Source organism: Variovorax sp. J22G73 (assembly GCF_030317035.1).
In the GTDB taxonomy this organism is placed as follows: domain Bacteria; phylum Pseudomonadota; class Gammaproteobacteria; order Burkholderiales; family Burkholderiaceae_C; genus Variovorax.
In genome coordinates this window covers 20,028-44,310 of record NZ_JASZYK010000021.1, presented here as the reverse complement: position 1 = coordinate 44,310, position 24,283 = coordinate 20,028, and the positions used below count along the sequence as shown (strand labels likewise).

The window sequence follows — 24,283 nt, the reverse complement described above, 5'->3', positions numbered from 1 at the left end:
GTCGCAGCGCGTGCGTATTGCACGTTTTCGGTGGCCGGCCTGGGCTGTGGCGGTCCGTGCGTCGCATAGAGTTCTGCATGGCCGAATTGCATCCTGAAGCTTCCCGCGCGTTCAGTCCGGGGCAGTACCGCGAGGGCGAAATGCTGCGCCTGCTGGCTGACGCCCTGCCTGCGGCCTGCAGGATCTACCACGGGCTCCAGATCTCGCATCTGCACGACGCATCCCAGCGCTATGGCGAGCTCGATGCGGTGGTCGTGTTCCCGAGCGGTCACCTGGCTGTGCTCGAGGTCAAGGCCGACGAGGTTGAACTGTCCGAGCGCGGGGTGTTTAAGCGCTACGGCGCTGTCGAGAAGAACCTCGCGCATCAGGCCCACGCCCAATCGCAGGGCTTGATCGGCCGGTTGCGCGAGTGCCAGCTCGGCGAGGTGCGGATCGCCCATTTCCTGCTGCTGCCCGACTTCCGGGTGGCGCAGGGCAGCATCGGCTATCCGCGTGAGCGGATCATCGATGCCAGCCAACTAGACGGCATCGGGGCGTTGCTGACGCAGGCCTGCCAGCATCCGCCGCTGGCGCAGGACCGGGTCGATCGCCTGCATGACTTCCTGGCCAACCGCTTCGGGGTGGCGCCAGACGCGGCATGCCGCCAAGGACAGCGCCAGGCCGCCACGCCACTTTAAAGTAATATCATCTGCGACCTCCCATCCATGCTCAGTCCCGCCTGGCCGGCTTCGCACACCGCGCATTGAAGTCCGCCATGAAGAGCGGGGCGAAGGCCTTTGCCGCATCGCGCGTGTTGATCCCACACAGGCACAGTTCCTTGATCCAGCCGGTCTGCAGCGTCAGCTTGGCACGCTCGACACGACCCTTGGCTTGGCTGGTGTTGGCGCACATGATGTCGATGTTGAGCTCGAACAGCGCACGGCCGTATTGCGTGGCGCCGCGGCCGAAGTCGGTCGAGGTCTGCACCGCGCGAAAGATGGCGGCCTTGTCGCTGTCGAACGCCACCACTTGCCATGCTGCTCGAGGTACGACCACGTGGCTTCGAAGTAAACAAAGCAAAGGCCGATTCCGTCGGCACGAAGTGCAACTGCATCAGACGACTGGTCGCGTCGTCGATGAACATCAGCAGCGCACAAGCCGGCGCACGGTCTTCGAACAGAGCGTGGTCGCTGGCATCCACAGGCCTGTGCCACCATCAACGCGCGAACAGTTTCCTTGCTGAGCACGACACGCATGACATGCGTCCAGCTTCTCGGCAGCCGGCGTCGGGCCGAAGTCGGCGTAGCGCTCGCGTATCAGATTGGCGGCGCGCTCGGCAGCCTTGGGGCCAGTTGGTTATTGCTGGGGCGCCCGCGCTTGCGTGAGACCAAGCCGGAAGGCCCGTCGTCCTGGTACCGGCTCACAAGTCGCTCGATTTGCCTTCGACTCTTGCCAAGCCGCTGCGCCGCTTGGCCGACCCGCGCATCCGGTCGACCACCGCATGAACTGTCTTGAGCCGATCGATTTCTTGCATCGACATGGTGATAGTTGCTGTGGTTGTGGCCATCGCTGTACCTCGGATCCAGAAACTGGACCGCACAACGATGCGACATTTCTATTTGGTCAAAACACGACATTACTAATCAGCGAATACAGAATAAACCAACACAATAAAGCTTATGTTAAATCAAATGGCATGAACGGATTTTCGGGCACCCACACACCTAACTTGCCATTCTCCGCATTTTCCGTAAGGTACGGGTACACGGAGGTGCGTGATGATCACTGTTGCTGCAAGCGAATTCGCCGAAAATTTTGGTTACTACCATGAGGTTGTCCAAGCCGAATCGGTAGCTGTTACTAGCCACAATCGTGTTACCGGCTACTTCATCTCGAAGAGAGAATTTGACGAATTCGAGCGCCTTAAGGCTCGTGCGGTCAGGGCTTATGCGATCCAAGACCTCCCCTTAGACGTCGTTGAGGAAATATCAAAAAGCCGTATGGACTCGAGACACGACGCATTGAACCTACTGCTGGACGGCTAGGCTAGGCAATTGAGTTGCTTGCGTTGAATCAGGTGTGGGTGCATCCGATTGTGATCGCAGAGCTTGCTTGTGGAACTGCGCCGCCGAAAACACAGACTTTCGAAGAGTGATGAGACTGCGGCAGACGCTGCAAGAAATTCTTTGCGAAGTGCTGCCCTTCATTGAGAAGGAACACAACCTCGAATCTTCGAGGGAAGAATCGCTTTGACCAGACGAGCTCGTACAGTTTTAGATCAAGCGTCTCTACGGCCGCCGCCGCGACGCTCGTGAGCCCATGTAATGGCAAGTTCCTTGGCACGCTTCAACGCATCGTCTGCTGAGCCATATTGCTCAGAATCGAGAACAAGGGTCCGAATCTGATCGTCGGGCGGTGCTTTGTAGCGCACTGTCGCCTAGAACACTCCTGAAGGTAGCTGCTCGCCACCGCACAGGAAGTGCCAGCCTTGGTAGTCGAGTGTCTCCAACTCGTCCATCTTCGCCTTCCGATCAAACGTTTTCATTCTTCAGTCGTACGCGAGCTGTTGGACGCACGACGGCTGTTGAATGGCAGCCGTCGTGCAGCAAAGCGCGCTGATGCGAAGACTCGGATGGGTCTGGCAAAGGGCGTCCATGGTAGACGTGGCTTGGTAGAGATCGCGCATGGCACCTGTGCGTCAAGCCTCAAGGACTTTTAGGGGATTCACCACCCAACGTGTCACCGCTGTCTGTCGCGCGAGGTGCTGCTGCACCGAAATGCCCTTCTCCATCGCGAAGGCTAGGAACTGCATCGTGGACATGGAAAAAATACGGACCGTAAAGCGCTGATAATTAGGTTCCGATAACTAAGCGGTATCTCGCGGACCGGCACATCATCTGCTGGGATCCTCGGGTGCCTCCCAGCATCAACTATCTGCATGACCACTGTCCGCATCAAAGACAATGAGCCCTTCGAAGTCGCTTTGCGGCGCTTTAAACGAACGATCGAAAAGGTGGGGCTACTTACGCTGATTCGCGCCCGCGAGTTCTACGAAAAACCCACGACTGAGCGCAAGCGGAAGAAGGCTGCAGCCGTGAGCCGCCAACGCAAGCTGGTCCGCTCTTCGCAGTTGCCCAAGAAGATGTACTGATCCAGCGTTCGATCGCGAAAGCCCGCCTGGTCGCAAAGTCCGGGCGTCTTTTTAAGGGTCGGGCTAAACAGCCATCCCATCTTGACGAAGCGATACCGCCCCTGCCGGCGGGCTAGACTTCGGCTGTCCGCCAAAACCAGACATGCGACGAGGATCACCACTTCGCTTACGACAGCCGCCACAAACCCTGCGACATCAATCTTGGACATCGAAGGTTCGAAGTCACGTCAGCGGTGGTTCCGCAAGTCGACGCACTGTGGAGCGCGTAAATCGAGAGGAAGCCGAATTCGTGCGATGGCGAGATGTGGTCATTCAGGCTGTACCGCCACGGGTCGCAGGTGCTCACGCAGACGCAAAGCAATCTGTAAGGCCTGAGCACCTCGTCGTGCGGGAAGAAATCGGACGCGGCGTACCTGGATCTGGAGCCAGGGTTAATACACGTGTTTGGTCATCACGATGTGTACGAGCCGATGTCGACGTCCAGCCGCCTGAACGCGGGGGCACATCGAACTCCCGTGGGACGGGCTTTGCGACGTATTCTGTTCCGGCGGCTGCACGGGGGCTGTACCCTTTCAGTACCGCGGCATCGCATTGGTGCGCCGCAGTTGATGACAGGGCACGGCTGGGCGTCGATGGCATCGGTCGACGAAGGTCAATAGGTGAGAGTGATCGAACCGTCACCTCCGCGGCCTTGGTTCACGCCCGCACCGATGTCCCTGCCACCGTTGTTGCTGACCGAATAAATTGCGCCGCCGGGGCCTGTACTGCCGCCGCCGCCACCACCGCCGCCGTAGTTGCCGTTGTAACCGCCGCCCCCTCCGCCGCCAAAGCCGGCGCCGCCGCCGCCACCGTTATCGGCGCTGGTACCACCATAGGTGCTGGTGCCGTTCTCGCCGGGCAAGCTGGTGCCGACTCCCGCCGACCCGCCGATCCCGCCACCTCCCCCGGCGCCGCCACCCACGCCGGAGCCCGGGGCTCCTGAAGCCAAGCCATATCCCCCGCCGTCGCCTCCGCGCGTTCCACCGGAGCTGTGGCCGGCACCACCACCACCGCCGGCAATGAGCAACACCGTGACGCCTCGCGCGAACGTCGTCGCATCACCGCCACCTGCGCCAAAGATGGCGATGCCGCCGCCGCCGATACCGCCATTCCCCCCGGCGGCAACGCTGCTGCCGCCACCGCCCATGAAGAGGGTCAATGCCTCGCCCGGCGTGACCGTCAGCAGCGCGCTCACCCGACCGCCGTGGCCCCCGTCATCCGAAAAGCCCGCACCGCCACCGCCGCCGACTGCGACAACCTGCACGGATGTGACACCCGCCGGCACGGTCCAGGTTGCGGCTCCCGGCACAGAGAAAACCGTCTTGGGCTGCACGGTCAGCGGCGCGCTTGCGCTGACACTGCCCAGGGCAGCCGTGATGGTCGCGCGCCCAGCAGCCACGCTGCTCGCAAGGCCTGTCGATCCCGCAGCGTTGCTGATGGTTGCCACGGAGGGAGCATCGGACGTCCACGTCACCAGGCTTGTGATGTCTTGCGTGCTGCCTTCGGTATAGGTTCCCGTGGCGGTGAATTGCGTCTTGCCATCGGAAGTTCCACCGATCGTGGCGCTTGCCGACGAGGGCGTCACCGCAATGGAAGCCAGGATTGCCGGGGTGACGCGCAGCGTCGCCGTGCCAACGGTCGTCCCGGACATAGTGGCCTCGATATTCGCCGAGCCGATTCCCAGGGATTTGGCCAGGCCGAGGGCGTTCACCGTCGCCGTCGAGACGTCGCTCGAGGCCCAGCTGACCTGTGCGGTGAGATCCTGCGTGCTCAGATCGCTGTACGTGCCGACAGCCGTGAACTGCTGCGTCGTGCCAAGCGCGATGCTGGGACTGGCGGGCGTGACGGCCAGCGAGGTCAGGGAGGCTGCGCTGACGTCGAGGGTTGCCGTTGCAGCGGCCGCCGTGGGGCACAGGCTTGCGTTGCGGCAGGTCGCCGTGATCGTCGCACTCCCTACGCTCAGGCCGCTCGCCAGACCGGTTCCGTCGACTGTTGCCACCGCGGTGCCGGATGAACTCCAGGCCACGTCGGCAGAAATATTCTGCGCCGTCCCGTCCGAGAAGGTGCCCGTGGCGAGGAACTGCGCGCGCGTTCCCTTGGCGATGGTTGCAGTGCCTGGCGTGATCGCGATGCTCACCACGGTGGCCGGTGTCACCGTTAGCGTTGTGCTGCCGCCTTGTCCACCGAAGCTGGCCGTGATCGCGGCAGGCCCTGCGGCCACACCAACCGCCTTGCCCGACGCATCCACTGTTGCCACGCTCGCATTGGCGGAGGTCCATTCTGCGCCCGTCGTCACATCGGTGTGCGTGTTGTCGCTGTAGATGGCCGTGGCCGCCAATTGAACCGATGTGCCCGCCGCAATGCGAGGCTCGGCAGGAGCGACCTTTATCGATACCAGCGCGGGCGGCGCCGCCGGCGCGGCAGGCTGAGGAAGCTGCGCAAACGATGCACCCGACGAGCCGCTGCCTCCGCCGCAGGCGCCCAAGGCAGACAGCATCACGAAAGCGACCATCATCATGACGGCGCGCTGGAGGTACGGGGTCCCTGAGTATCCTGAGCGCCGCAGGCGCAATGTCTTGAAGGCCGTCATTTGGTATTCGCGTCTGGAAGGGTTGATGGAACTGCAAACGCGCGCGGCGGCCCACGCGCAGAGCGCGGTAGCCAACCCTGGCATCGATGTCGCGCGACACCGAACGATCCGCACGGAGCGTTCGAATCGGCAGGTTTGGTGTTCGCGGCGGCGATGAAAGCCAGGGGCCCATGCGTTGGTGCGGGGAGCGTTGATCAGACTGCGGGTCGCCCAACCGCGCGTCGCAACACCGCCACGCAACTCACAGCAAGCAGCGAGTCGGGATCCTAGTGGCGAGGGCTTTTCGGGTCTATCGCCGAAAACAAGTAGATCCCGAGTTGAGGGCCAGCCCGTGGTGCACAGGCGTTCGTCCAACCTCAAGGCGTGATATTCACGGTGCCAGCGCAAGGCGCGGTTGCACTGCCGGCCCTTCGGAGGCCATTTCGGGGTAGTGCGGACGGCCTTCTGGAGCGATTTGCTTCAACGGCACATGCGGCTGCAGTCGGTGAGCAAATCGGAGGGAGCGCGCATCTTGATGGTCACCAGCGGGCTGGGCTCGATCACGCTGACCGAAGATATGAAGACGCGCACTTGGAGCCAGCACGCCATGGGTTATTCGGCTTCCATGGCCGCGCTGAACATGTTCACTGCGAAGCTGGAAAAGGAGCTTCTCGGCGACGGCATCAAAGTGAACGCGGGTTGCCCCGGCTCGATCGCCACCGACATGGGCGGTGCAATGGCACCGCGGACGGTCGAACAGGGCGCGGTGATTGCTGTACGCCTGGCCACGCTCGGGTGGGCCGGACCGACCGGTGGCTATTTTCACGACGGCGACGGTCCGGGCCTCGCACCGAAAGCTTGGTAAGTGGCCGCGATTTCTGGACGAGCCTTAAAGTGAGAGCGACATATAGTCGCCTTCCGCTCGGAGCCCCACCAACGTTCTGATGCGGCTCCCCGCTCGGAGTTTGGCCAGAGTCGCCGTTATCGCCGCCAGGTCGCAATGAAATCAGGGCTTCCATTGACAGCACGCGAGAAGATCCAAGGTGGCGTCAGCTTCTCGTGAGGCAGCTGCCAGATGGGCTTCTGTGTGTGCACGTGATCGTTGCCGATGAAGATGTACTCTTCGCACGAGGCGATCAGTGCTTCCTCATCCACACCGGTCAGGCTTCCCCCTGCTTCCGGACGATTTGGTTCGAAACGGTGCGTGACCCAGCATGCAATCACGACCTGTGGTTTGTACTTGGTCACCGCGGCCAATGCATCCAGTTTCTCTACGTTGTCGCCGTAGCGAACCGTGGGCTGCCTGATCTCTTCGTAGTACCCCTTCATGCCCTCCTCTTCCTGTTGACGATTGTCAGTGGCAGGAATAGCGAGCGCCTCAGCGAGGCTTCCGTGACCAGCGCCAATTTCGATCGCAGTTCTGCCTGCAATTCGAGCTCGTAGAAACTCGCAAAGCTCTTCAGTGGGAAAGCTGTACAAGCCCTCACGTACGCCGAAGAGCAGGCGCTCCTGTGCAGTCGTCCTTTTGAGGATGTCTGCGGATACAACCCGAAGGCGTCGGTGGCCGTCGAGCAGCTCGGGTGATATGTCTCGCACCCTTTTCGGATCGATCTTGAATACGTCCATATGGAAGTTTTTGCCCAGGATGACATGGGGTGTTTCCAGAGGCCGGAAAGCGCGTTGAGAAGCTCAGCAGAAATCCGGGTTCAACAGGTCGATACCAGAGCCCTTGCACTTGATCCACGGACCGGATGGATGCTCTTCTCCATCCCATTCCGCGAGCGCGGTCTGAGCGTCGGCGCGGTGCTCGTAGCAATATCGACGTTGATACCCAATAGGGTCCAATCCGACCACGACGGCCGTGGTGTAGTTGAACTGTTTTACCGCGCAGACCTTGCCGTCCAATATGCGTATATCCGTATAGCCGCTGGCCGAAAACACTTCTGTGTGCGCAACCCAAGCAGCTGCGGCTTTTGACTGGCGACGAGCGCGCGAACGAATGACGGGAGCGGCTTGGGACATCTTCATATTGTGCCGACGCTATGGCGCGTGTCTGCTCCAAAGCGCTGAAGTTCTGTGTGAAAAGTCAGGTTCCGGTAGGTCGAAGAGGGCTTCAGAGCTAGAAAGGAATATCGTCGTCCGCCTCTGCCGAGTTTGGGATCGTGTCGCGACTCATGCGACCCGTTGCCGAGTTGGGCGTCCGTGCTCCTGGGCGCACGGGCGACGCCTGCGGAGGAGCGCCTACTCCGACGCCATCAAGCGCTGCTTTCAGAGCTCCTTCCACGGCGTCAATGCGGTCCTTACAGACCTTGTATGCCTCAACCGACTCTATGACGATGGTCAACAGGTCATCGATGTTCGGGTCTTCTTGATCGCGCAACGTCTCTGCATGCCGTTGCAGCACGCCGTAGGCTTCCTTGAATGTTCTCTGGGTCATTTCGATTCCTTTGCTTCGGCGGGACTGATTCGAACCCTGGCCGAACCGTCTCTGAATTGAATATTGAGTGCGATTTCTTCCTTGGCTTGCGCGCTCGACGTCACGGGGTGCCCATCGTCATTTCGCACGATGGCGAAGCCACGGTTCAGCGTTTTCGCTGGCCCTTGACCAGTGACCTCACGCATGAGAGCTTGTGCGTTGCCGCGAGCAGCTTGAACAGCGCCACTGGCACGTTCAGACACGCGCTGGAGCCGGTCGTCGAGCGCCTGCGCTGTTGTGCGTGCCACCGCTGCCGTGCGGTCGACCACAGTATTGAGCACGACGCGCGTCACTGCCCTGCCCTCGCCCAGGGTCGCCAATGCATCAACGCGGATAGCGGTCATCAGCGCAGGCGTTTGCTGCTTGGCCGCGGCCAAGGACTGCAACGTTTCGGAGCGCACTTCGTTGAAAAACGCCAGGCTGTGGCGAGCGGCACCATGCACATGTTGCACCGAGCTCGCGGACACAGCGTTGAGTGCTGCGGTGACGTCCTGCTTCGCACGCGCGAGATGGTTTCTTGCGTCGACTTTGATTCCTGCCTCGCGGCGCTCGATGCTCAGCCGCGCGACACGTGCTTTTTGTGCGCTAATGGTCAGGATCGCGTCGAACGCGGAGCGCGCCTCTCCGACGCGGCGCATGATTTGCTGCTCGATGCCGCCTATGACCTTGCTGGGCGTATCGAATCGTGCATGGGCCACTTCGTCGGGCAGGGTGCTGTCGCGTTCATGCCCGATCCCGGTCAGCACAGGAATGTTCTGGTCGCAGATGAAGCGGGTGAGCCCGTAATCATTCAGCCATGCGAGATCGTTGACTGCACCGCCGCCGCGGATGATTGCGATGGCATCTGGTCGCTCGCCAGCCCTGAGCTCCCCAAGGGCGCGCTCGGCGGCCGAAACGATCTCTCGCGCAGCACCTTCGCCCTGAAAGCGGCTGTGCGCATAAACGAACCGGCAGATACCGAACTTCTCCAAGCGCTGTGCTTCTTTCCTGAAGTCCCCCAAGCCCGCTGCATCCTGCGGGGCGATGACTAGGACGACCCGAAAATCCCAGGGTGGCGGAAGCCGGCGGTTGCGCTCGAACACGCCTTCTTGCTGAAGCCGGGTTCGGATCTCTTTTTTGCGTGCCTCGAGGTCACCCAGGGTGTATTCGGAGTCGATGGCATCGATCTCGAGGCTCAGGCCGTACTGAGCCTTGAAAACGGGCCGAGCGCGCACAAGCAGCTTGATACCTGCGCCGATCACGGCGCCGGTGGCCTTTTCAAATTCCGGTAAGACGCGCGAGGCTGTGCCGGCCCAGATCATGGCGCGTGCCCGAGCAATTGGTTGGCCCGTCGCATCTCGCTCGGCAACCTCTAAGTACACATGGCCGTTGCGCACGGTTGCTTCGTTGACTTCGACCAACGTCCAGACGCCAATGGCAAAAGCTTGTGCAACAGCCGATGCAACGCTGTTGAGCAAACGGGACAGCGCTATGCCTTGTTTGACGTTGGACAGGCTGGTTCCGGCGGGCATCTGAATTGCCAGGCTGGCGGCATTTTCAGATGCAATTTCTCGAGCTGCCGGCAGCCAAGCGGTGAAGGCGCCCAAGTCGATGCCCGCCTCAACATACCAACGTTTGACAGCGCCGTCGAAGCGCGCGCCGAGTGCTTTGGCCGCGTCCTTGGACTTGTATGGAACATCGAGGTACTGACGAGACATAGAAAGGGGAAGCTGACGCGAAGTGCGGCGATTTGTCCCGTCGCGAAGTGGTAGTGAGATGGTATCTCTGAGTGCACCATTTGAGAGCGCCGCACACGCGGTACGGAAGAACGGCAGCACGATTCTCGTTGATTCACGAGTTGTGACACTCACTTCACACTCTGCTTGGTACCTTCGGAATTAGCAGCTTGTGGAGCTTCTTAAGCTTAAGCGGCTATGCTCCGGTCCTCAATCGTTCAATAGGACTCCCAATATGGCACAAACCCTCGCGCAAATTACCAAGCAGATCGAAAAGCTCCAAAAGGAGGCCGATGCGCTTCGCGAAAGTGAGCTGAAGGGCGTGGTGGAGCGCATCAAGGCGGCCATATCCCATTACGGCTTGACGCCGGATCAGCTGGGCTTTGGCAGGACTGCGGTGAAAAGCCCGAAGGTTGTAAAGGCCGGCGCGTCGAACAGCAACAAATCAGCAGCACCGCGATTTGCCAACAACGACGGTCAAGTCTGGTCAGGGCGCGGTCCGCGGCCACGTTGGTTGCGCGAGGCATTGTCCAATGGTCGCTCCTTGGAGGAATTCAGCACTGAAGCCCAGCAGCGCTCGGCGAGTGCATTCGCATCGAAGCAAGGTGATGTAGCTGCGGTTGTGGCGAAGCCTGACACGCTCGATTCGATGGCGAAACGCGCCAAAGCTTCCGCGAAAACGCGTATCGCAAATGCGGCGAACTTGTCGACCGACGCAACCGTTCCCTCGCAAGGGGTATCGAAGGTCGTTGCCCGCAAGGCCCAGCGCCAGGCGAAGACGAGCCCCAAGAAGACGGTACGTGTGAAAAAGACTGCCTTGCCCAAGGCGGCGCGCGCGTCGGTGAAGGGCGCGCCGCAGTCCAAGAGCAAGCGCGTGAAATCGGTGGCACCCGTGGCCAACAAGGGCACTGCGACGGCCGGTGCCGAGAAGTCTGGCCCCTCTGCCACGACGTCTGCAGGGGTCTGAGGCTCAGGTCTCAACACGCTTGCAAACAACCAGCCATTCCAGCTGAGTAGGCCAACTAAGTGAGCATCCGGCAAATGTGCCTGGCACTTGTCGGACAATGAGTGCAATAGCGCTTCAGTTGTTGGGATGCCTTTGGAGTTGATGTGCGGGGTGAACGGGTGCGTGCCCCGGCGTCTCTCACTTCGCGCGGGCCTACTTGTCGAGTAGGCTGCGATGTCGGCAGTGAGGTGTAGAGTTGCTTGGCATTTCCTCACCGAAGCGCATTCAGGTTGCATTCGCAGGGCGGGCGCCTGGCGGTCCGAACTTGCTCGCCGCGACCCTCTTCGAGCCTAGCGTCCACCTAGTTTTAGCTGACGCCTATGCATCCCAGTAGCTCCGATCGCAGAGTCCACCGTGCGTAGTTCAAGAGGTGCATCTTGGCCGAAGGCCGCCAGCCCGGCGCATCGGTTTCGGCTCTGGCCATCGAGTGCGGCCGGAACACCAACGTCGTACGCAGGCGGCTCGCGGCTTCAAGCGCACGGGCGATGCGATGCCTGCGACCAATGGCGTCGCACCTACCCTGCAGCGCGTCCCTGTCGAGTTGCAGCTGGCTGACTCGTAATCGTTCCCCGGCATCTCATCTGGACATCCGCATCGACACGCTTTGGCTGTTTAGCCAGCCGCAAGACCGCGCGCGCAGGGGTCGGCCGCTTGCTCGACACCTCGCGAACATCGTCGGCATAGCCCGAGCGCATCACGGATACCCACCTCGCTAAACATCTGGAGCTGCCGAGCAGCATTGCGCCGCTGCAGTGGGCAGCGTCGCCAGCGGTGGGGTTTCAAAAAGGGAAGCGACCAATAACGCAGTAAATACACTAACGGCATAAGCGTTTATTGAAGGCAAGCCCGGGAGCCATCCATCTAAACACAATCGCCCGCCGTTAGTGTATTTATTGGCTTACTCGGTCGAGTGTTTGCTAGCTAAGCCGTAGGGAGAAAGGCTAATAGTTAAGGAGTTCCAGCGGGCCGAAGGTTCGCAGACAGGCGGTGCAAGCTGGACTTCACCCGTCCCTATGACTGCTGCGCCGCTGAGGCCACAAGTTGGCCCAGCCGCCTATCGACCCAGTCGACAGTAGCGCTAAGCCCGCTGGCTCTCATCTCGCTGCCGATGGTGGAAGCAACCGCGCCGCGTGCACCGAGGCGGCGATCCCATACGCCTCGAAGACCGCCGTGACTTAACTATCAACACTGTGACCTGGTCAGCGTCCGTGGCCGACGCATGCACTTCCGGATGCTCGAGTTACTACTTCGTCCCTGTCGACTCGGTATTGCATGCAACGAGCCCGCTTGACTTGCGCGCCGGCATTGATAAGGCTGCCCGGCGTCAACTACTTTGAGCGGCCGCATTGACTCAGTAGTTTTGCTACCCAAGGCGACCCGTTGCCTCACGCAATTTGCTACCCACCGGATGGTCCGGCGGGAGCAAGCAATGTGAAGAGGCAAATCAGCATGACCACCCGCAAGGAACTCACCGCGGCGATCCGTGAGCGATACCACCAGGCATCCAGCGTTGATCGGAGTCGCATCCTCGATGAATTCGTGGCCGTCACCGGCTATCACCGCAAGCACGCGATACGCGTTCTTGCCGGTGTACTGCCGAAGCCGCGCCGACCTCCGACGAACCGCCTGTACGATGAAGGGGTACGGCAAGCTTTGATCATGCTGTGGGAGGCAAGTGACCGCGTCTGCGGCAAGCGGCTGAAGATGCTCATCCCGATCCTTGTTGGTGCCATGGAGCGGCACGGCAATTTGCGGCTTGACGCCGAGGTCCGCGCCCGGTTGATGCAAGTCAGCGCCGCCACGATTGACCGCACCCTGGCCGCCACGCGTGCCAGCATCGACGGCCAGCGCAAGCGCAGAACAGGCGTGGGTGCGGCCATCCGGGGCAGCGTTCCAGTTCGCACCTTTGCCGACTGGAGAGACCCGCCGCCCGGCTTCTTCGAAGTTGACATGGTTGAACATTGCGGCGGCTCCAAGGTCGGCGGAGACTTCGTGCATACCTTGACGCTCACCGACATCGCCAGCGGCTGGACCGAATGCGTCGCGATGCCAGTTCGCAACCAGGCGCTCATCGTGGAAGCCCTGTCCATCGTCGGTATCGCGCTTCCCTTCGACATGCTTGGCGTGGACAACGACAGTGCCTTTATGAACCAGACTGTCTTCGACTATTGCCGGACGCATGGCTTGGAGCAGACCCGTTCGCGTGCGTACCGGAAAAATGACCAAGCCTGGGTCGAGCAGAAGAACGGCTCGATCGTGCGCCGTCTCGTCGGCTATGGACGCCTCTCTGGATTGCCAGCGACACGCGCACTGGCGCAGCTCTACAACGCCTCGCGGCTGTACGTCAACTTCTTCCAGCCCTCGTTCAAGCTGAAGTCGAAGTCGCGCGACGGTGCGCGCGTGCACAAAACCTACTACCCGCCGGCAACACCGTGCAGCAGGCTGCTGGATTCCGACCGGGTGTCCGATGCTGTGAAACGCAAGCTGCGTGCGCAGTTCGAACAGCTCGACCCGGTGCTGCTGCTGCGAGACATCCGGGTAGCACAGCAAATGCTGAGCGACTTCGCTTCCTCTCCAGCCGGTGCATTGATGACATCGGTTGGAAGCGTGGAGGTGACGGCGTTCGTCGACAGTCTCGCCACGGCATGGAAGGCCGGCGAGGTCCGACCTACGCACCGCAAGAGTCCATTGCCAGAGCGCTGGTGGAGAACGCGCACAGATCCCTTCGAACACGCGTGGGGCGTCGTCGAAAGCTGGCTCGACGATGCGCCGACGTCGACCGCCAAGGAGTTGATGGAGCGCCTCTCGATCATGTTGCCCGACGCCTACCCCACCAAGGCACAGTTGCGAACGCTGCAGCGACGCGTCAAGGCTTGGCGGGCTGAGAAGGCCAAGGACCTGATCCTGGGACAACTGAGAAGGTCGGCGCTGCCTTCGGTTGCCACGCGTTAAACGTGCACGGCCAAGCCGAGGGAGGGGGCGCTGCGCGCCCGGAAGACATTAGAAAAATGAAATCAAAGAAGACAACTTGGCTGAGTAACATTCCTTGGTGAGGCAACACGACCGCTCAAGATAATTGTCGTCCGCCAGATAAGGCGTTGGCCCGGGTCGTGTAAGTCTATGGTGATGCCATGCATGCCTGGCTATGCACCAACCGTTTCGGCACAAGCATATATGTTTCGCGGTTAATGGCTTCGGCGCTTCGCTGGCAGCATGTCGGCTACATCAACGCTAATTCATCCGGCCGCACGACGTGATGTCGGATCGAATGCCGCTGAAGCAATCGCAACTACGAGCTTCTGCATTGGGCTTGTAAACGCGTCGCGGACAACGTGCTTATCCAGTTGCTGCGAGCAAGCGCTGCTGACGCCAATGCGCGCGCCGCTCGTAGCCATAACCATGGAGTCCAATCGCGAGGCAGTATCTGCAGACATCGTTGCAAGCGAGGGAGGTGTATCTTGTGAAAAACCAAAGTCTCGATGACTGCCGCTTGGTCGGGCGCACGTTTGCCGAGATAACGTTGACTCTTGAGAACAACTAGGCCCGAATCGGGCTCTCTGCCAATTCTTGAGCGAGCGAAGTCGGAATGCATTTTTATTCGCACTGGCCTCACAAATGAGCGGCCGGCTCCATGTTGGATGCTGCACCCACCGATTACTCAGGTGCGATCGTGCCGAGCCGTACGCTGCTACCTCTCTGGACGCTTATTAGGAGTTGTAGATCCACATATCCGAGTAGCAACTTGCGCTCTGAAATCACTGCCTCAGCGCATTGACAAGTTCGGAGTAAATTGGCGGTCTCGCCTTTCCTAGCCCGGTAGGCGAATGCAACGCACTGCGGATTCTGCAAGAGCTTCCTAAAACGGCGCTGCATCACATCTTCACCCTAATTCGGACGACTATCTACTTTGCCCATTCAATCATCACCTCTTTCTTCAACGGGCCGGCTTGCACTAGACGGTCTAATTGATGAACTAGTGCTCAAAAATCCGCATCTGTGCGGCGCAATTTTCGCGGCGTGCAGTCGATTTTTAGACGAAAAGGCGATTTGAGTAGCGCCCCAAAAAAATCGAATGGTGAAGCCGTGGGTGTCGAGTGAAAAGGCGTCTGCCCTTCTAGTGGAAAAAACGCCAAGAGCGGCAGCCCTTCAAACGGTCCCGCACGTTGCGAAGGTCCTTCTAGCCCCGCCCGGTCCACACGTATAGCGCCATCGCGAACTAAAGACATCACAAGAGCTGCAGCGCAGCTTCAAATTCGCTGATTAGAGCAAGGCTTGGACTGCTTTTATTCATTTCGGCCAAGAAGGATGCAACTGCTTGACGCTTCAAGCGTTCTGGTGGATTCAGATCACCTTTTCGCACGCGCGCCAGTGTCATCAGAACGCGGAAATCCGCGGGCGATTTTTCCAACGATGGACCGTAGGGTCGATCAATTTGTTCACGACAGACCGCGTCAAGCACATACATGCGTGGCCGTTAGACGTGCCGCGCATCTCACTTGCCAATCATCCTGACCGGCTCGCGTCGGTCTCGCTCCGTTGCACCTGGAACCGTGCGGACCGCAAGCATCTGTTCGGCTTCCATCGAATCCCGAGATCTATCCCGCTGCATACCTGCCCCCGGCATGTCTGCTAGCTCAAACAGGCGCTCATCGAAGTACTTGCTGACATGCCAAGTTCGAGTACATCCCAACATCATGATCGTCGGGGCGAAGCGGACACGAACGGTCACCTTCGGCACATGCCGGCAGCAAGGTATGGCGGATCAGATGGGCGTGTGGCATCACTAGGCGACGATGGCCAGTGCGGCCCGCGGCGAGTAATAACAGCGAGCAAGCAGGAGTCGGCAGGAAAAACGAGCGTGTCGGAACGGAGATTGGCGTCGGGCAACGAAGACCAATCTCCGGCGTCCACGCGCCCGGCGGGTAGCGATCAGCTCGATCGGTGCGATAGCCGGCTATCCGGAGTGCATATCTAAGCTCGCAGAGCACAGATTTATCTGCCTGTGAAGCCAGAAAGAGTGAAGCAAAAGGCAACGGAAGCGAATGTCCGAAACTTCGCAGTAACACTCGCAGTAACCCTCTTACGAACCGCACGTCCGTAGGCCAAATGAGCAAAAGTGGCGCGCTTTTAAACTGGACAGTAACATCAGCGTGCAACACACACGAAGCCCATTCCGCATATGTTTCACAAACAAAAAAAGTTGACCCGCACGGTGGACACGATCGCGCGCTATGAGGGCCTCTTTGACAGGTTTACGCGCGAAGGACTTGAGCGCAGATTTCAACTGGGGCGCCTTCAGATAGCGATCACTTCTGATGAGGAATGGGCAGTGGAGGCATTTCTCGCGACATGCCCGGAATGGGCGGAGGCAACAGAACGCCTCTATCTCGCTGCGATGAAGCATGCGCTTGATTCGAGAATCTCCCAACGTATACCGTACTCACTCGAAGCCAAGCGGAAGCTCCTTGGGATGACGAACCCAAAAGAGGATGTACTGGGCTACTTCGTTTGTGATGAGGCACGAGCCGAGCAAATCGCCGCTTGGGAGGAGAGGCAAACGGAGCGAAAGAAGGCCTTGGAAACGCTCAAACGCTCAAGAAAAGCCGGAAAAACATCGACTCAGAAGGCCAAAAAGCTCTCAAGCCTGGACATCGAGGCAGTGTTTCGCAAGCTCGATCTAAGCAAAAGTAAGTGGAAAAACGACACAAAAGAGTGGTTTCATGCGGGGATTTTGACGGGTTTGCGCCCTAGTGAATGGGCTCACTCGCGCCTGGATCAAGTCCAGAAAAGACTCATGCTGATCGTCGACAATGGCAAAAATACCAACGGCCGCTCCTTCGGCCCCGATCGCGAAATCGATATTTCCGGATTAAATTTTGCTGAAAAGCTGTTGATTAAGCGACATCTTGAACGCGCGAGCGCTCATCAGAAACAGCAAAGCTATAAGGCTTGGTACGACCGCTGCCGCAGGTTGATGCACACAATCTCTCGTGGTACGCCTTCAAAACGAAAAACGCATCCCACTCTGTACAGCGCGCGACATCGGTTCGCGGCAACGGCAAAGAGCACTCTCCCAAAACGCGAGGTTGCCGCACTCATGGGACACGGCTCGGAATCCACAGCCACGCGACATTACGCGCGTAAAGATTCGTCCAACGGCCTACTTCGTGTCAAACCGTCGCAACGCAGCGTCCAAGCGGTTGCTATTCGGAATGGCCTAGAAACAGAAGCACCAGATTTTCCTAAGACGTCAGCTAGGGCAAAAAAATCCGAAAATGTTTCGAAGGCTTCCCCTGTCAAAGGAGAAACGACTGCTCCCAAAGTACCGAACGCAACAAATGATACAAGTGCGCTAGGAACGTTAACTAGCGTAAAGGCGTCAGAAGCTGTTAAGCCTGCAATAGATTTGGCAGCGTCAAGGGCCTTGAACGCACGCCACTTCGTAGAGACAGAGAGTGCAAAACCTCCGAAGCGCCCATACAAGCCGGCACCGTAGGCAGATCCGACGAATGCCACTTGGAGCGCGTGGCCCATGCCGGTGTGCATAAAGAATCCGACGCGCTTAAAGCTCAGCATCATAGGACGCGAAGCGTTCAAACTTTTGCAATAGCTGTCGGAAATGATTCAAGACTCGAGTGTGTAATTCTCGAAAATCCGAATCTGGTTTTCCATCTGCCAAACTTGTTGTCTCGATCAGACAATCGATGACTTGCTCCAAGTCAACGCGAGCGTCTAGTTCGACGTCGTCCGCAAGCAGCGATTGCATGAGTTGTTTACGGGCAAGATCCCCACGCGCGTTCAATGCCTGAACAGAAATTACTAATCTTCCAGCGGCATCGACATTAATATCGCCGTGTCCGTTATAGACAAATCGTTCCTGACCCGGTTCGGGGCTTGTTCGCAATGTTTCCATCTCCCGTGGAACAAAGGCGAACTGAGGAAGTTGCCATTTATGAAGATTCGTTGAGTTAAAAGAAGTCAAGCGAAACGTGTTTTTTTGTTCAGCAGCCTGCAGCATTGAATACACCTAGATGATTATCGAAACCGCAATCATCGTGAGCATCGTCGAAATTTCAAACTTTTTCGGGGTTGCAACAAAATCAACGCACTTCGTGTTGGGAGCAGAGCGCGGATTCGACCCAATCCATTTTATGAAAAACTGACCTCAAATCAACCAAAGGCGCGGAACACGTGCGTTTCGCAGACGGTCAGATCAATCTTGAACGGTCTCTGCCAATGGACAACCGCTCGCAACGCCTTGAGTTCATTTAAGCTTTGTGCACGACTCTATTCGCGCCGCTTTACGTCGATAGCGCAAATTTAATGAATGGTGCTTACTTCCGAGCTCGATCTCAGGGCTGCTGGATCGCGGGAATAGCAAAACGGGTACTTCCACATCAGCAACCACTTGTTGATGGGAGCGAGCAAATCTCGCGTTGAAGCTCAGCGCTTAGTCATGCGAGACTCGGAAACCGGTCCAAGGTCGAGTTAACGTCTGACCCTTACTGCTAGGATCGAACCAGTCGAAAGATCATGCGGCCCTTGCTAACCGATTGGCTGCAATCACGCACAGTTCACTGTTCTCGGTAGCAGGAGCGCTCTACCGCGAATCCGGAACTCGAACTACCGCAAGTTTCAGCCCGAGCATTCCAAAAATCCTATTCATTGTCTGGACTGTGCCGGCACTTCGGCCTTGCTCGATGTCCTGGATCGTTTTCGTGGAAACGCCTGCTAACGAGGCCATCTCCGGACTAGTTAGCCGCATCTTCTTCTTGAGGTGACTTATACACTCTTGGAGAGTCCATTCGGGATGCGAGACGACGTCGTCGATAGCCTGACGTCGCAGGGCGAGTTGCTCATACAAGGGAGGTGCGTTATAGCGCTTGTCCATGACTCACCGGATCGCTCTTCAGCGCACCGCCTCCAGTTGCCTGGCCTGATCCTCGATGCTCTTTCGAAGGTGCGCATGAACGTCCGCCTCCATGCCCATCGCTTCTCCGCGCTGCGCGATCTCCCACAACATCGGCGCCATAGCCCGCAGTCCATTGGCTAGCGACTGACGGTCGAGGGCTTCGTGTCGATCCCCGTTTTGAGGCATAGCGCCCGCGCAAACGCTATCAAGCACGCGCGTCCAGTCCGGCCGACCGTCGTCATTGCCGTCCCAGCGACTGCGTCGCGCAATGCCATCGGGATGCAAGTACATGGGGGCGAAGTCAAACAGCGGCGTCAACCCAATTCGACCATTAAAGTCTCGCTGCAGTGCGGTGTTTCGCGCATGGTTGTCCTTGTTTCCCAGCGCCAGGTTGACGGCATCGCGGCGCAGATACTCGAGGACTTCGGTCTGGGGGTCCGTGCAGATCCGCACCAGCCGTCGGCAAACCTCATCATGGCTGAGCGCGATGCCGAAGCCCGCCGTTCCGGTCATTGCCGCAATGCTTTCTTGGCCAAGACGCTCGACGCCACCTTGCGAGATCCGACGGTCGAACCGCGGAATAAAAAGAGCTCTATCCCTCAAGCTAAGCGGTGCATGCACTCGAAGACCAAGCCTAAGTGCAAGATCCATATACACGGATTCATGGCGAAGAATTTGCGCCAATCGTGGATTGCGCCCACGGCCGAACTTCACGATGTAGTGAACACGCGCACGATGGTCAGGTAGCGTGTGATCTAGGTAAAGAAGACCGTCATCCGCACGGGTAAGCAACAGCTTCGGCCACTCACCCTGGACACCAGAAGAACCGGCAACAAATAGGCCTTGGCTCGCCAAAAACTCGCTGAAATCTTCCTCGCGCGCTGCCACCTCGTCATCCCCGAAGCCACGTAGCGCACTCTCTTTCTGTGCAAGCCATTCAGCAGCTTCCTTGACACGTAAATTGCCAATTGGATTCCCCGCGCCAGCAAGGAGTAGACGCCAATCGGCAGATTCTTCCGCGGTCTCCGGCAATTTCAGTTGCTTCAGCAACTCCTCGCGACCGAAGCCCTGGGGCAACATGTCGATCAAGAAAACTGGCCAGTGTGGATTTTGGAAGTCGGCCACGCCAACTGGAAACTGGCTACTGAAGGCGCGTGCATCTCGCGCATCGATGTGTTCGACCGCCCACGCAGTATCGTAGCCCGCGTGCGTTGAGGCTCGCCAACCCTTAGACGCCGCGCCAGCGAGGCTGACTGCGCCAACGTCCTTCCAGACGCCCTGTGCAAAAAGCTGGATAGTACAAAAATCGGGCATACCGGAGAAATTTTATACAAATCGCTAGAGAATCTGAGTCTATTTTATGTAGAAATCTTCCGTTTTTAAAAAATGGGCGACTACAGTTTTGGATTGGCAAGCGTCGGAACAGAGCTTCGCGGCCCAGTCCATGCACTCGGATGTTCACACCCGTCGACGTACCCAGGCTCGCCATCGAATCCGCGCCCCCCGCTGGCACGGCTTGACCCGCAACGAAATCAAACCCAGACGGCATTCTGAGTCTGAATACATTGGGCGCAACCGCAACACAGCCTGGCCCGCGTCTCCGCCTTCAGACTCGGCGACAAGGCACAACCAAATTCGGGGCGAACCCAAACGACCTACACAACATATGCAGCGTTCGGATGGGCCCCTCGAGTCGGTTCACCATGAGCGAACCGGGATCGTTGCTTCGACGCGGCGAATGCCAGGCAGTGATGAAGAGATTCGTCCGTGTCCAATGGAAATGCCGACTAGCCTTAGTCGTTGCGCTCAGCCATTCCGGCAGCGCTAGGTCTTCTAGTCGCGTCGAGAGCATGTCGGCACGGCGAACACAACCGGCGGACACAAAAATGCCTCGCGATTGCGAGGCATTTTTAGACCCTGACGGATCAAACGTAACCAACCCTGGTGCGCTCCACGATGGACTCCCGGCCTTTCAACCGAAGAAAGCGTGGCGGTGTTGTTGACGCAAGCATATCTCACCGAAGCCTGCGATTGCGCAACGTCATGGGCAGCCACGCTAAAGAATATTCTCTATGAGCGCGCCGCACCGTGCGGCGAGCCACAGGTCGCCAGCCCCTGATTGGTTGTACAAAAAAGCCACTGCCTGTGAATCAATTCGTATTCGGTGATGCGTCCATGACGGTGCCGTGCAGCCCGCCCTCTTCCCTGTAGCAGCAGTTGCTTGAACCGCCAGTTGCAGCACGCCACGGAGATGGAAGGTACTCGCGCACCTAATCGGCGAGTGGCCCTCTGCTCAAGGCCACTCAACGAAAATCCCGACTCACGGTGGCCGCGCCCAACCGCCCCAGCAGTGGCGTCAGGTCTTCCAGCCGCGCTGCGATCAAGGTCTTCACCAGTCCTTCGCGTTGCCACGTGCCGTGCACGACCATGAGCCGGGCACCGAGCAGTTCCTGGCGCTGCACCTCTCGGAGGCTCTTCCACACGATGACTTGGACAACGCCCGTCTCGTCTTCCAGCGACAGGAAGATCGTGCCCTTCGCCGTCTCTGGCTGCTGACGCAAGGTGACGATGCCGCAGTGGCTCACGTGCTCGCCATCCTCGATCCCTTCCAGGTCCTGCGCGGTCATCAGACCGCGCAGCGTCAGGCGCTCGCGCAGCAGTGCGAGCGGATGCCGGCGCAAGGTCAGCCCGGTGGACGCATAGTCGAACACGATCTCCTCGCCCTCGGGCGCTTCGTCCAGCTCGAGGAAGTCCTCGTCGACCGGTGCCTCGCGCAGTAGGCCCGGCGCAGCACGCAGCCCCGCCGCCTCCCAGACCTGCTGGCGCCGGTGACCCGACAGGCTCATCAGCGCATCAGCCGCGGCCAACAACTTCATCTCGTGCAGCTCGAGCTGCGCGCGCAGCGCCAGGTCTTCGGCGCTGTCGAAAACCTGCTGACCGCGCGCCGCAACGATGCGGTCCGCCGAGGCCGCCTTGAGCCCGGCGATCATGCGCAGCCCGAGCCGCACCGCGGGTTCATGGTCCAGGTCTTCCAAGGTGCAATCCACGTCGCTGTACATCACGTCGACGGGCCGCACCTGGACGGCATGCCGGCGCGCGTCCTGCACCAGCTGCGACGGCGAATAAAAACCCAGCGGCTGCGAATTGAGCATGGCGGCCAAGAACTCCGCCGGGTGATGGCACTTGATCCAGCAGCTCGCGTAGACCAGCAGCGCGAACGAAGCGGCGTGGCTTTCCGGGAAGCCGTACTCGCTGAACCCCTTGATCTGCTCGAAGATGGCCTTCGCGAAGCTCTCCTCGTAGCCTCGCGACGTCATGCCGTCGACGATCTTCGAGTAATAGTGCTCCAGCCCGCCCTTGCGCTTCCACGCGGCCATTGAGCGCCGCAGCCCGTCGGCTTCTCCGGGAGTGAAGCCGGCCGCGAGGATGGAGATCTGCATCACCTGCTCCTGGAACACAGGCACGCCCAGCGTGCGGCCCAGCGCTTCCTTCAACGCCTCGCTTGGATACACCACGGGCTCCCTGCCCTGCCGCCGGGCGAGGTACGGATGCACCATCCCCCCCTGGATCGGCCCAGGCCGCACGATGGCCACCTCGACGACCAGGTCGTAGAAGCAGCGCGGCTTCAGCCGCGGCAGCATGCTCATCTGCGCTCGGCTTTCGATCTGGAAGACGCCGACGGTGTCGGCCTTGCAGATCATGTCGTAGGTATCACTGTCCTCCGCCGGAATGTCCTGCATGCCGAAGACGCAACCCTTGCGCAGCCCGATGAAGTCCAGCGCCTTGCGGATTGCCGTGAGCATGCCGAGCGCCAGGCAATCCACCTTGAGCAGGCCGAGCGCGTCGAGGTCGTCCTTGTCCCATTCGATCACCGTGCGGTCGGGCATCGAGGCGTTCTCGATGGGCACCATGCGGCACAGCGGCCCCTTCGTCAGCACGAAGCCGCCTGTGTGCTGGCTTAGGTGCCGCGGGAAGTCGATGAGCTGGCCGGTCAGGTGCATCAGCTGCTGGACCTGCAGCGATTCCAGCGACAGCCCGATCTCCTGCAGCCGCTCGGGGCGAACCTGCCCTCCGTCCCACCACTGGTGGCCTTTGGCCAAGGCGTCCACAGTCTCCAGCGACATACCCAGTGCCTTGCCAACATCGCGGATCGCGCTCTTCGGGCGATAGCTGATCACCACACCCGTGATGGCGGCGCGGTCGCGGCCATACTTTGCGTAGAGGTACTGCAGCACCTCCTCACGGCGCTCATGCTCGAAGTCGATGTCGATGTCCGGCGGCTCGTTGCGCTCTTTGGAAATAAAACGCTCGAACAGCACGCTCATGCGGCCCGGATCCACCTCAGTGACCCCGGTGCAGTAGCAGACCACGCTGTTCGCCGCGCTGCCGCGGCCTTGGCAGAGGATGTGACGGGAGCGCGCGAACATCACGATGTCGGCCACGGTGAGGAAGTAGTGCTCGTACTTCAGCTCGGCGATCAGCGCCAGCTCGTGCTCGATCTGTGCGTGGACCTTGGCCTGAATGCCGTCGGGCCACCGTCGCCCTGCCCCCTCGTAGGTGATGCGACGCAGATAGCCCGCCGGTGTCTCGCCGGCCGGAACGACTTCGTCCGGGTACTGGTAGCGCAGTTCGTCCAGGCTGAAGTTGCAGCGCGCCGCCACCTTAAGTGTTTCGGCCAGCAAGTCGGGGGCGTAGGTCTGCGCAAGCCTCAGCCGCGTGCGCAGGTGGCGTTCCGCATTGGGCTGGAGCTCCAGGCCGCACTCCGTCAGCGGCTTGCCCAGGCGTGTAGCGGTCATCACATCCTGCAGTGGCTTGCGCGAGCGCACGTGGAAATGCACGTCGCCCGCGGCCACCAGCGGGATCGCCGTCGCCTTGCCTACTTCGGTCAGGCGGTGCAGCCACATCTCGTCGTCGAGCAGGCGCAGCTTCTCTACCGCAAACCAGCAGCGGCCCAGGAACTCCCGCAGCAGCCAGCCACCGAGCCATTGCAGCTGCGCGGGCGTGGCCATGCGCTTGGGCGAGGCCAGCACGACGCAGCCTTCGAGTACGGAGCCGCTGATCTCGCCGAGGGGCAACCGGTACGTTCCCTTCTCGGAGACGCGGCGCAGCTTGGTGATGAACTCGGACAGGTTGCCGTAGCCCTCGAGGTGGCAGGCCAGCACGGTGAGCGTGAACGGCGAGGCGTCCGGGTCCAGCGCTTCGGGCTCGACCAGGAACTGGCTGCCGATCAGCAGCTGGAGTCCGACCTCCTTCGCAGCCACATGTGCGCGCACCACGCCCGCGAGGCTGCACTCGTCGGTGATGGCCAGCGCGCTGTAGCCCAGTTGCTTGGCGCGCTCGACCAGTTCGCCCGGCTGGCTCGCGCCGCGCAGGAAACTGAAATTGCTCACGCACCGCAGCTCGGCGTACTCAGGGAGGTCCATCACAAAAGGTCCA

Annotated in this window: 16 protein-coding genes and 1 pseudogene; 7 read left to right on the top strand and 10 right to left on the bottom strand. The window is 59.8% G+C overall.

The annotated features are described in order from the left end of the window. Positions 1-77: 77 nt before the first annotated feature. Positions 78-677, top strand: a complete 600-nt coding sequence (locus tag QTI51_RS37260; RefSeq protein WP_286517786.1) for a nuclease-related domain-containing protein — start codon at positions 78-80, stop codon at positions 675-677. A 34-nt stretch (positions 678-711) separates the two neighbouring features. Here the strand turns inward: QTI51_RS37260 and QTI51_RS37255 are convergent. Beyond that, positions 712-1,546 (bottom strand): annotated as a pseudogene (locus QTI51_RS37255) (helix-turn-helix domain-containing protein); the annotation flags it as partial. Positions 1,547-1,757: 211 nt separating this feature from the next. Between QTI51_RS37255 and QTI51_RS37250 the strand changes: the two are divergent. Together QTI51_RS37250 and rpsU are read left to right on the top strand one after the other, a co-directional pair. Continuing rightward, positions 1,758-2,024, top strand: coding sequence for a type II toxin-antitoxin system Phd/YefM family antitoxin (locus QTI51_RS37250; RefSeq protein WP_286517787.1), 267 nt, complete (start codon positions 1,758-1,760; stop codon positions 2,022-2,024). Positions 2,025-2,917: 893 nt separating this feature from the next. Then, positions 2,918-3,130 (top strand): 30S ribosomal protein S21, encoded by a 213-nt coding sequence (gene rpsU / locus QTI51_RS37245; RefSeq protein ID WP_286517788.1) that lies wholly within the window; start codon positions 2,918-2,920, stop codon positions 3,128-3,130. 652 nt (positions 3,131-3,782) lie between these two features. Here the strand turns inward: rpsU and QTI51_RS37240 are convergent. Further along, a complete protein-coding gene (locus tag QTI51_RS37240) occupies positions 3,783-5,759 on the bottom strand; it encodes an Ig-like domain-containing protein (protein ID WP_286517790.1) in 1,977 nt (658 codons plus the stop codon). 514 nt (positions 5,760-6,273) lie between these two features. On the opposite strand from QTI51_RS37240, the gene QTI51_RS37235 reads away from it, so the two are divergent. Further along, entirely contained in the window at positions 6,274-6,603 is a 330-nt protein-coding gene (locus QTI51_RS37235; RefSeq protein WP_286517894.1) for an SDR family NAD(P)-dependent oxidoreductase, read from the top strand. A gap of 116 nt (positions 6,604-6,719) precedes the next feature. On the opposite strand, the gene QTI51_RS37230 is transcribed toward QTI51_RS37235, so the two are convergent. From QTI51_RS37230 to xseA, 4 genes are all read right to left on the bottom strand, one after another. Further along, positions 6,720-7,364 carry a hypothetical protein gene (locus tag QTI51_RS37230; RefSeq protein WP_286517791.1) on the bottom strand — a complete coding sequence of 215 codons (645 nt, stop codon included), beginning with the start codon at positions 7,362-7,364 and terminating at the stop codon, positions 6,720-6,722. A 63-nt stretch (positions 7,365-7,427) separates the two neighbouring features. Further along, positions 7,428-7,760: a hypothetical protein gene (locus QTI51_RS37225; protein WP_286517792.1), complete on the bottom strand. Its 333-nt coding sequence runs from the start codon at positions 7,758-7,760 to the stop codon at positions 7,428-7,430. Positions 7,761-7,857: 97 nt separating this feature from the next. Continuing rightward, a complete protein-coding gene (xseB, locus tag QTI51_RS37220) occupies positions 7,858-8,175 on the bottom strand; it encodes an exodeoxyribonuclease VII small subunit (protein WP_286517793.1) in 318 nt (105 codons plus the stop codon). Next, positions 8,172-9,911 carry an exodeoxyribonuclease VII large subunit gene (xseA, locus tag QTI51_RS37215; RefSeq protein WP_286517795.1) on the bottom strand — a complete coding sequence of 580 codons (1,740 nt, stop codon included), beginning with the start codon at positions 9,909-9,911 and terminating at the stop codon, positions 8,172-8,174. The genes xseB and xseA overlap by 4 nt, the downstream gene beginning before the upstream one ends. Before the next feature lie 253 nt (positions 9,912-10,164). Between xseA and QTI51_RS37210 the strand changes: the two genes are divergently transcribed. Together QTI51_RS37210 and QTI51_RS37205 are read left to right on the top strand one after the other, a co-directional pair. After that, on the top strand, positions 10,165-10,896 hold the full coding sequence (locus QTI51_RS37210) for an H-NS histone family protein (protein WP_286517796.1): 732 nt from the start codon (positions 10,165-10,167) through the stop codon (positions 10,894-10,896). A gap of 1,488 nt (positions 10,897-12,384) precedes the next feature. After that, positions 12,385-13,887, top strand: a complete 1,503-nt coding sequence (locus tag QTI51_RS37205) for an integrase catalytic domain-containing protein (protein WP_286517798.1) — start codon at positions 12,385-12,387, stop codon at positions 13,885-13,887. A gap of 1,273 nt (positions 13,888-15,160) precedes the next feature. On the opposite strand, the gene QTI51_RS37200 is transcribed toward QTI51_RS37205, so the two are convergent. Continuing rightward, positions 15,161-15,400, bottom strand: coding sequence for a hypothetical protein (locus QTI51_RS37200; protein WP_286517799.1), 240 nt, complete (start codon positions 15,398-15,400; stop codon positions 15,161-15,163). 714 nt (positions 15,401-16,114) lie between these two features. Between QTI51_RS37200 and QTI51_RS37195 the strand changes: the two genes are divergently transcribed. Further along, positions 16,115-17,431 carry a site-specific integrase gene (locus QTI51_RS37195; RefSeq protein WP_286517800.1) on the top strand — a complete coding sequence of 439 codons (1,317 nt, stop codon included), beginning with the start codon at positions 16,115-16,117 and terminating at the stop codon, positions 17,429-17,431. A 66-nt stretch (positions 17,432-17,497) separates the two neighbouring features. Here the strand turns inward: QTI51_RS37195 and QTI51_RS37190 are convergent, their stop codons facing one another. From QTI51_RS37190 to QTI51_RS37180, 3 genes are all read right to left on the bottom strand, one after another. Next, positions 17,498-17,962 (bottom strand): hypothetical protein, encoded by a 465-nt coding sequence (locus tag QTI51_RS37190; protein ID WP_286547707.1) that lies wholly within the window; start codon positions 17,960-17,962, stop codon positions 17,498-17,500. Positions 17,963-18,844: 882 nt separating this feature from the next. Further along, on the bottom strand, positions 18,845-20,161 hold the full coding sequence (locus QTI51_RS37185; RefSeq protein ID WP_286517802.1) for a type II toxin-antitoxin system HipA family toxin: 1,317 nt from the start codon (positions 20,159-20,161) through the stop codon (positions 18,845-18,847). Between the two features lie 989 nt (positions 20,162-21,150). Beyond that, positions 21,151-24,270: an error-prone DNA polymerase gene (locus tag QTI51_RS37180; RefSeq protein ID WP_286517803.1), complete on the bottom strand. Its 3,120-nt coding sequence runs from the start codon at positions 24,268-24,270 to the stop codon at positions 21,151-21,153. Positions 24,271-24,283: the final 13 nt, after the last annotated feature.

Coding starts and splice junctions, on each gene's coding strand:
- QTI51_RS37260 (WP_286517786.1), top strand. CDS start 78: ATGGCCGAATTGCATCCTGAAGCTTCCCGCGCGTTCAGTCCGGGGCAG.
- QTI51_RS37250 (WP_286517787.1), top strand. CDS start 1,758: ATGATCACTGTTGCTGCAAGCGAATTCGCCGAAAATTTTGGTTACTAC.
- rpsU (WP_286517788.1), top strand. CDS start 2,918: ATGACCACTGTCCGCATCAAAGACAATGAGCCCTTCGAAGTCGCTTTG.
- QTI51_RS37240 (WP_286517790.1), bottom strand. CDS start 5,759: ATGACGGCCTTCAAGACATTGCGCCTGCGGCGCTCAGGATACTCAGGG.
- QTI51_RS37235 (WP_286517894.1), top strand. CDS start 6,274: ATGGTCACCAGCGGGCTGGGCTCGATCACGCTGACCGAAGATATGAAG.
- QTI51_RS37230 (WP_286517791.1), bottom strand. CDS start 7,364: ATGGACGTATTCAAGATCGATCCGAAAAGGGTGCGAGACATATCACCC.
- QTI51_RS37225 (WP_286517792.1), bottom strand. CDS start 7,760: ATGTCCCAAGCCGCTCCCGTCATTCGTTCGCGCGCTCGTCGCCAGTCA.
- xseB (WP_286517793.1), bottom strand. CDS start 8,175: ATGACCCAGAGAACATTCAAGGAAGCCTACGGCGTGCTGCAACGGCAT.
- xseA (WP_286517795.1), bottom strand. CDS start 9,911: ATGTCTCGTCAGTACCTCGATGTTCCATACAAGTCCAAGGACGCGGCC.
- QTI51_RS37210 (WP_286517796.1), top strand. CDS start 10,165: ATGGCACAAACCCTCGCGCAAATTACCAAGCAGATCGAAAAGCTCCAA.
- QTI51_RS37205 (WP_286517798.1), top strand. CDS start 12,385: ATGACCACCCGCAAGGAACTCACCGCGGCGATCCGTGAGCGATACCAC.
- QTI51_RS37200 (WP_286517799.1), bottom strand. CDS start 15,400: ATGTATGTGCTTGACGCGGTCTGTCGTGAACAAATTGATCGACCCTAC.
- QTI51_RS37195 (WP_286517800.1), top strand. CDS start 16,115: ATGTTTCACAAACAAAAAAAGTTGACCCGCACGGTGGACACGATCGCG.
- QTI51_RS37185 (WP_286517802.1), bottom strand. CDS start 20,161: ATGCCCGATTTTTGTACTATCCAGCTTTTTGCACAGGGCGTCTGGAAG.
- QTI51_RS37180 (WP_286517803.1), bottom strand. CDS start 24,270: ATGGACCTCCCTGAGTACGCCGAGCTGCGGTGCGTGAGCAATTTCAGT.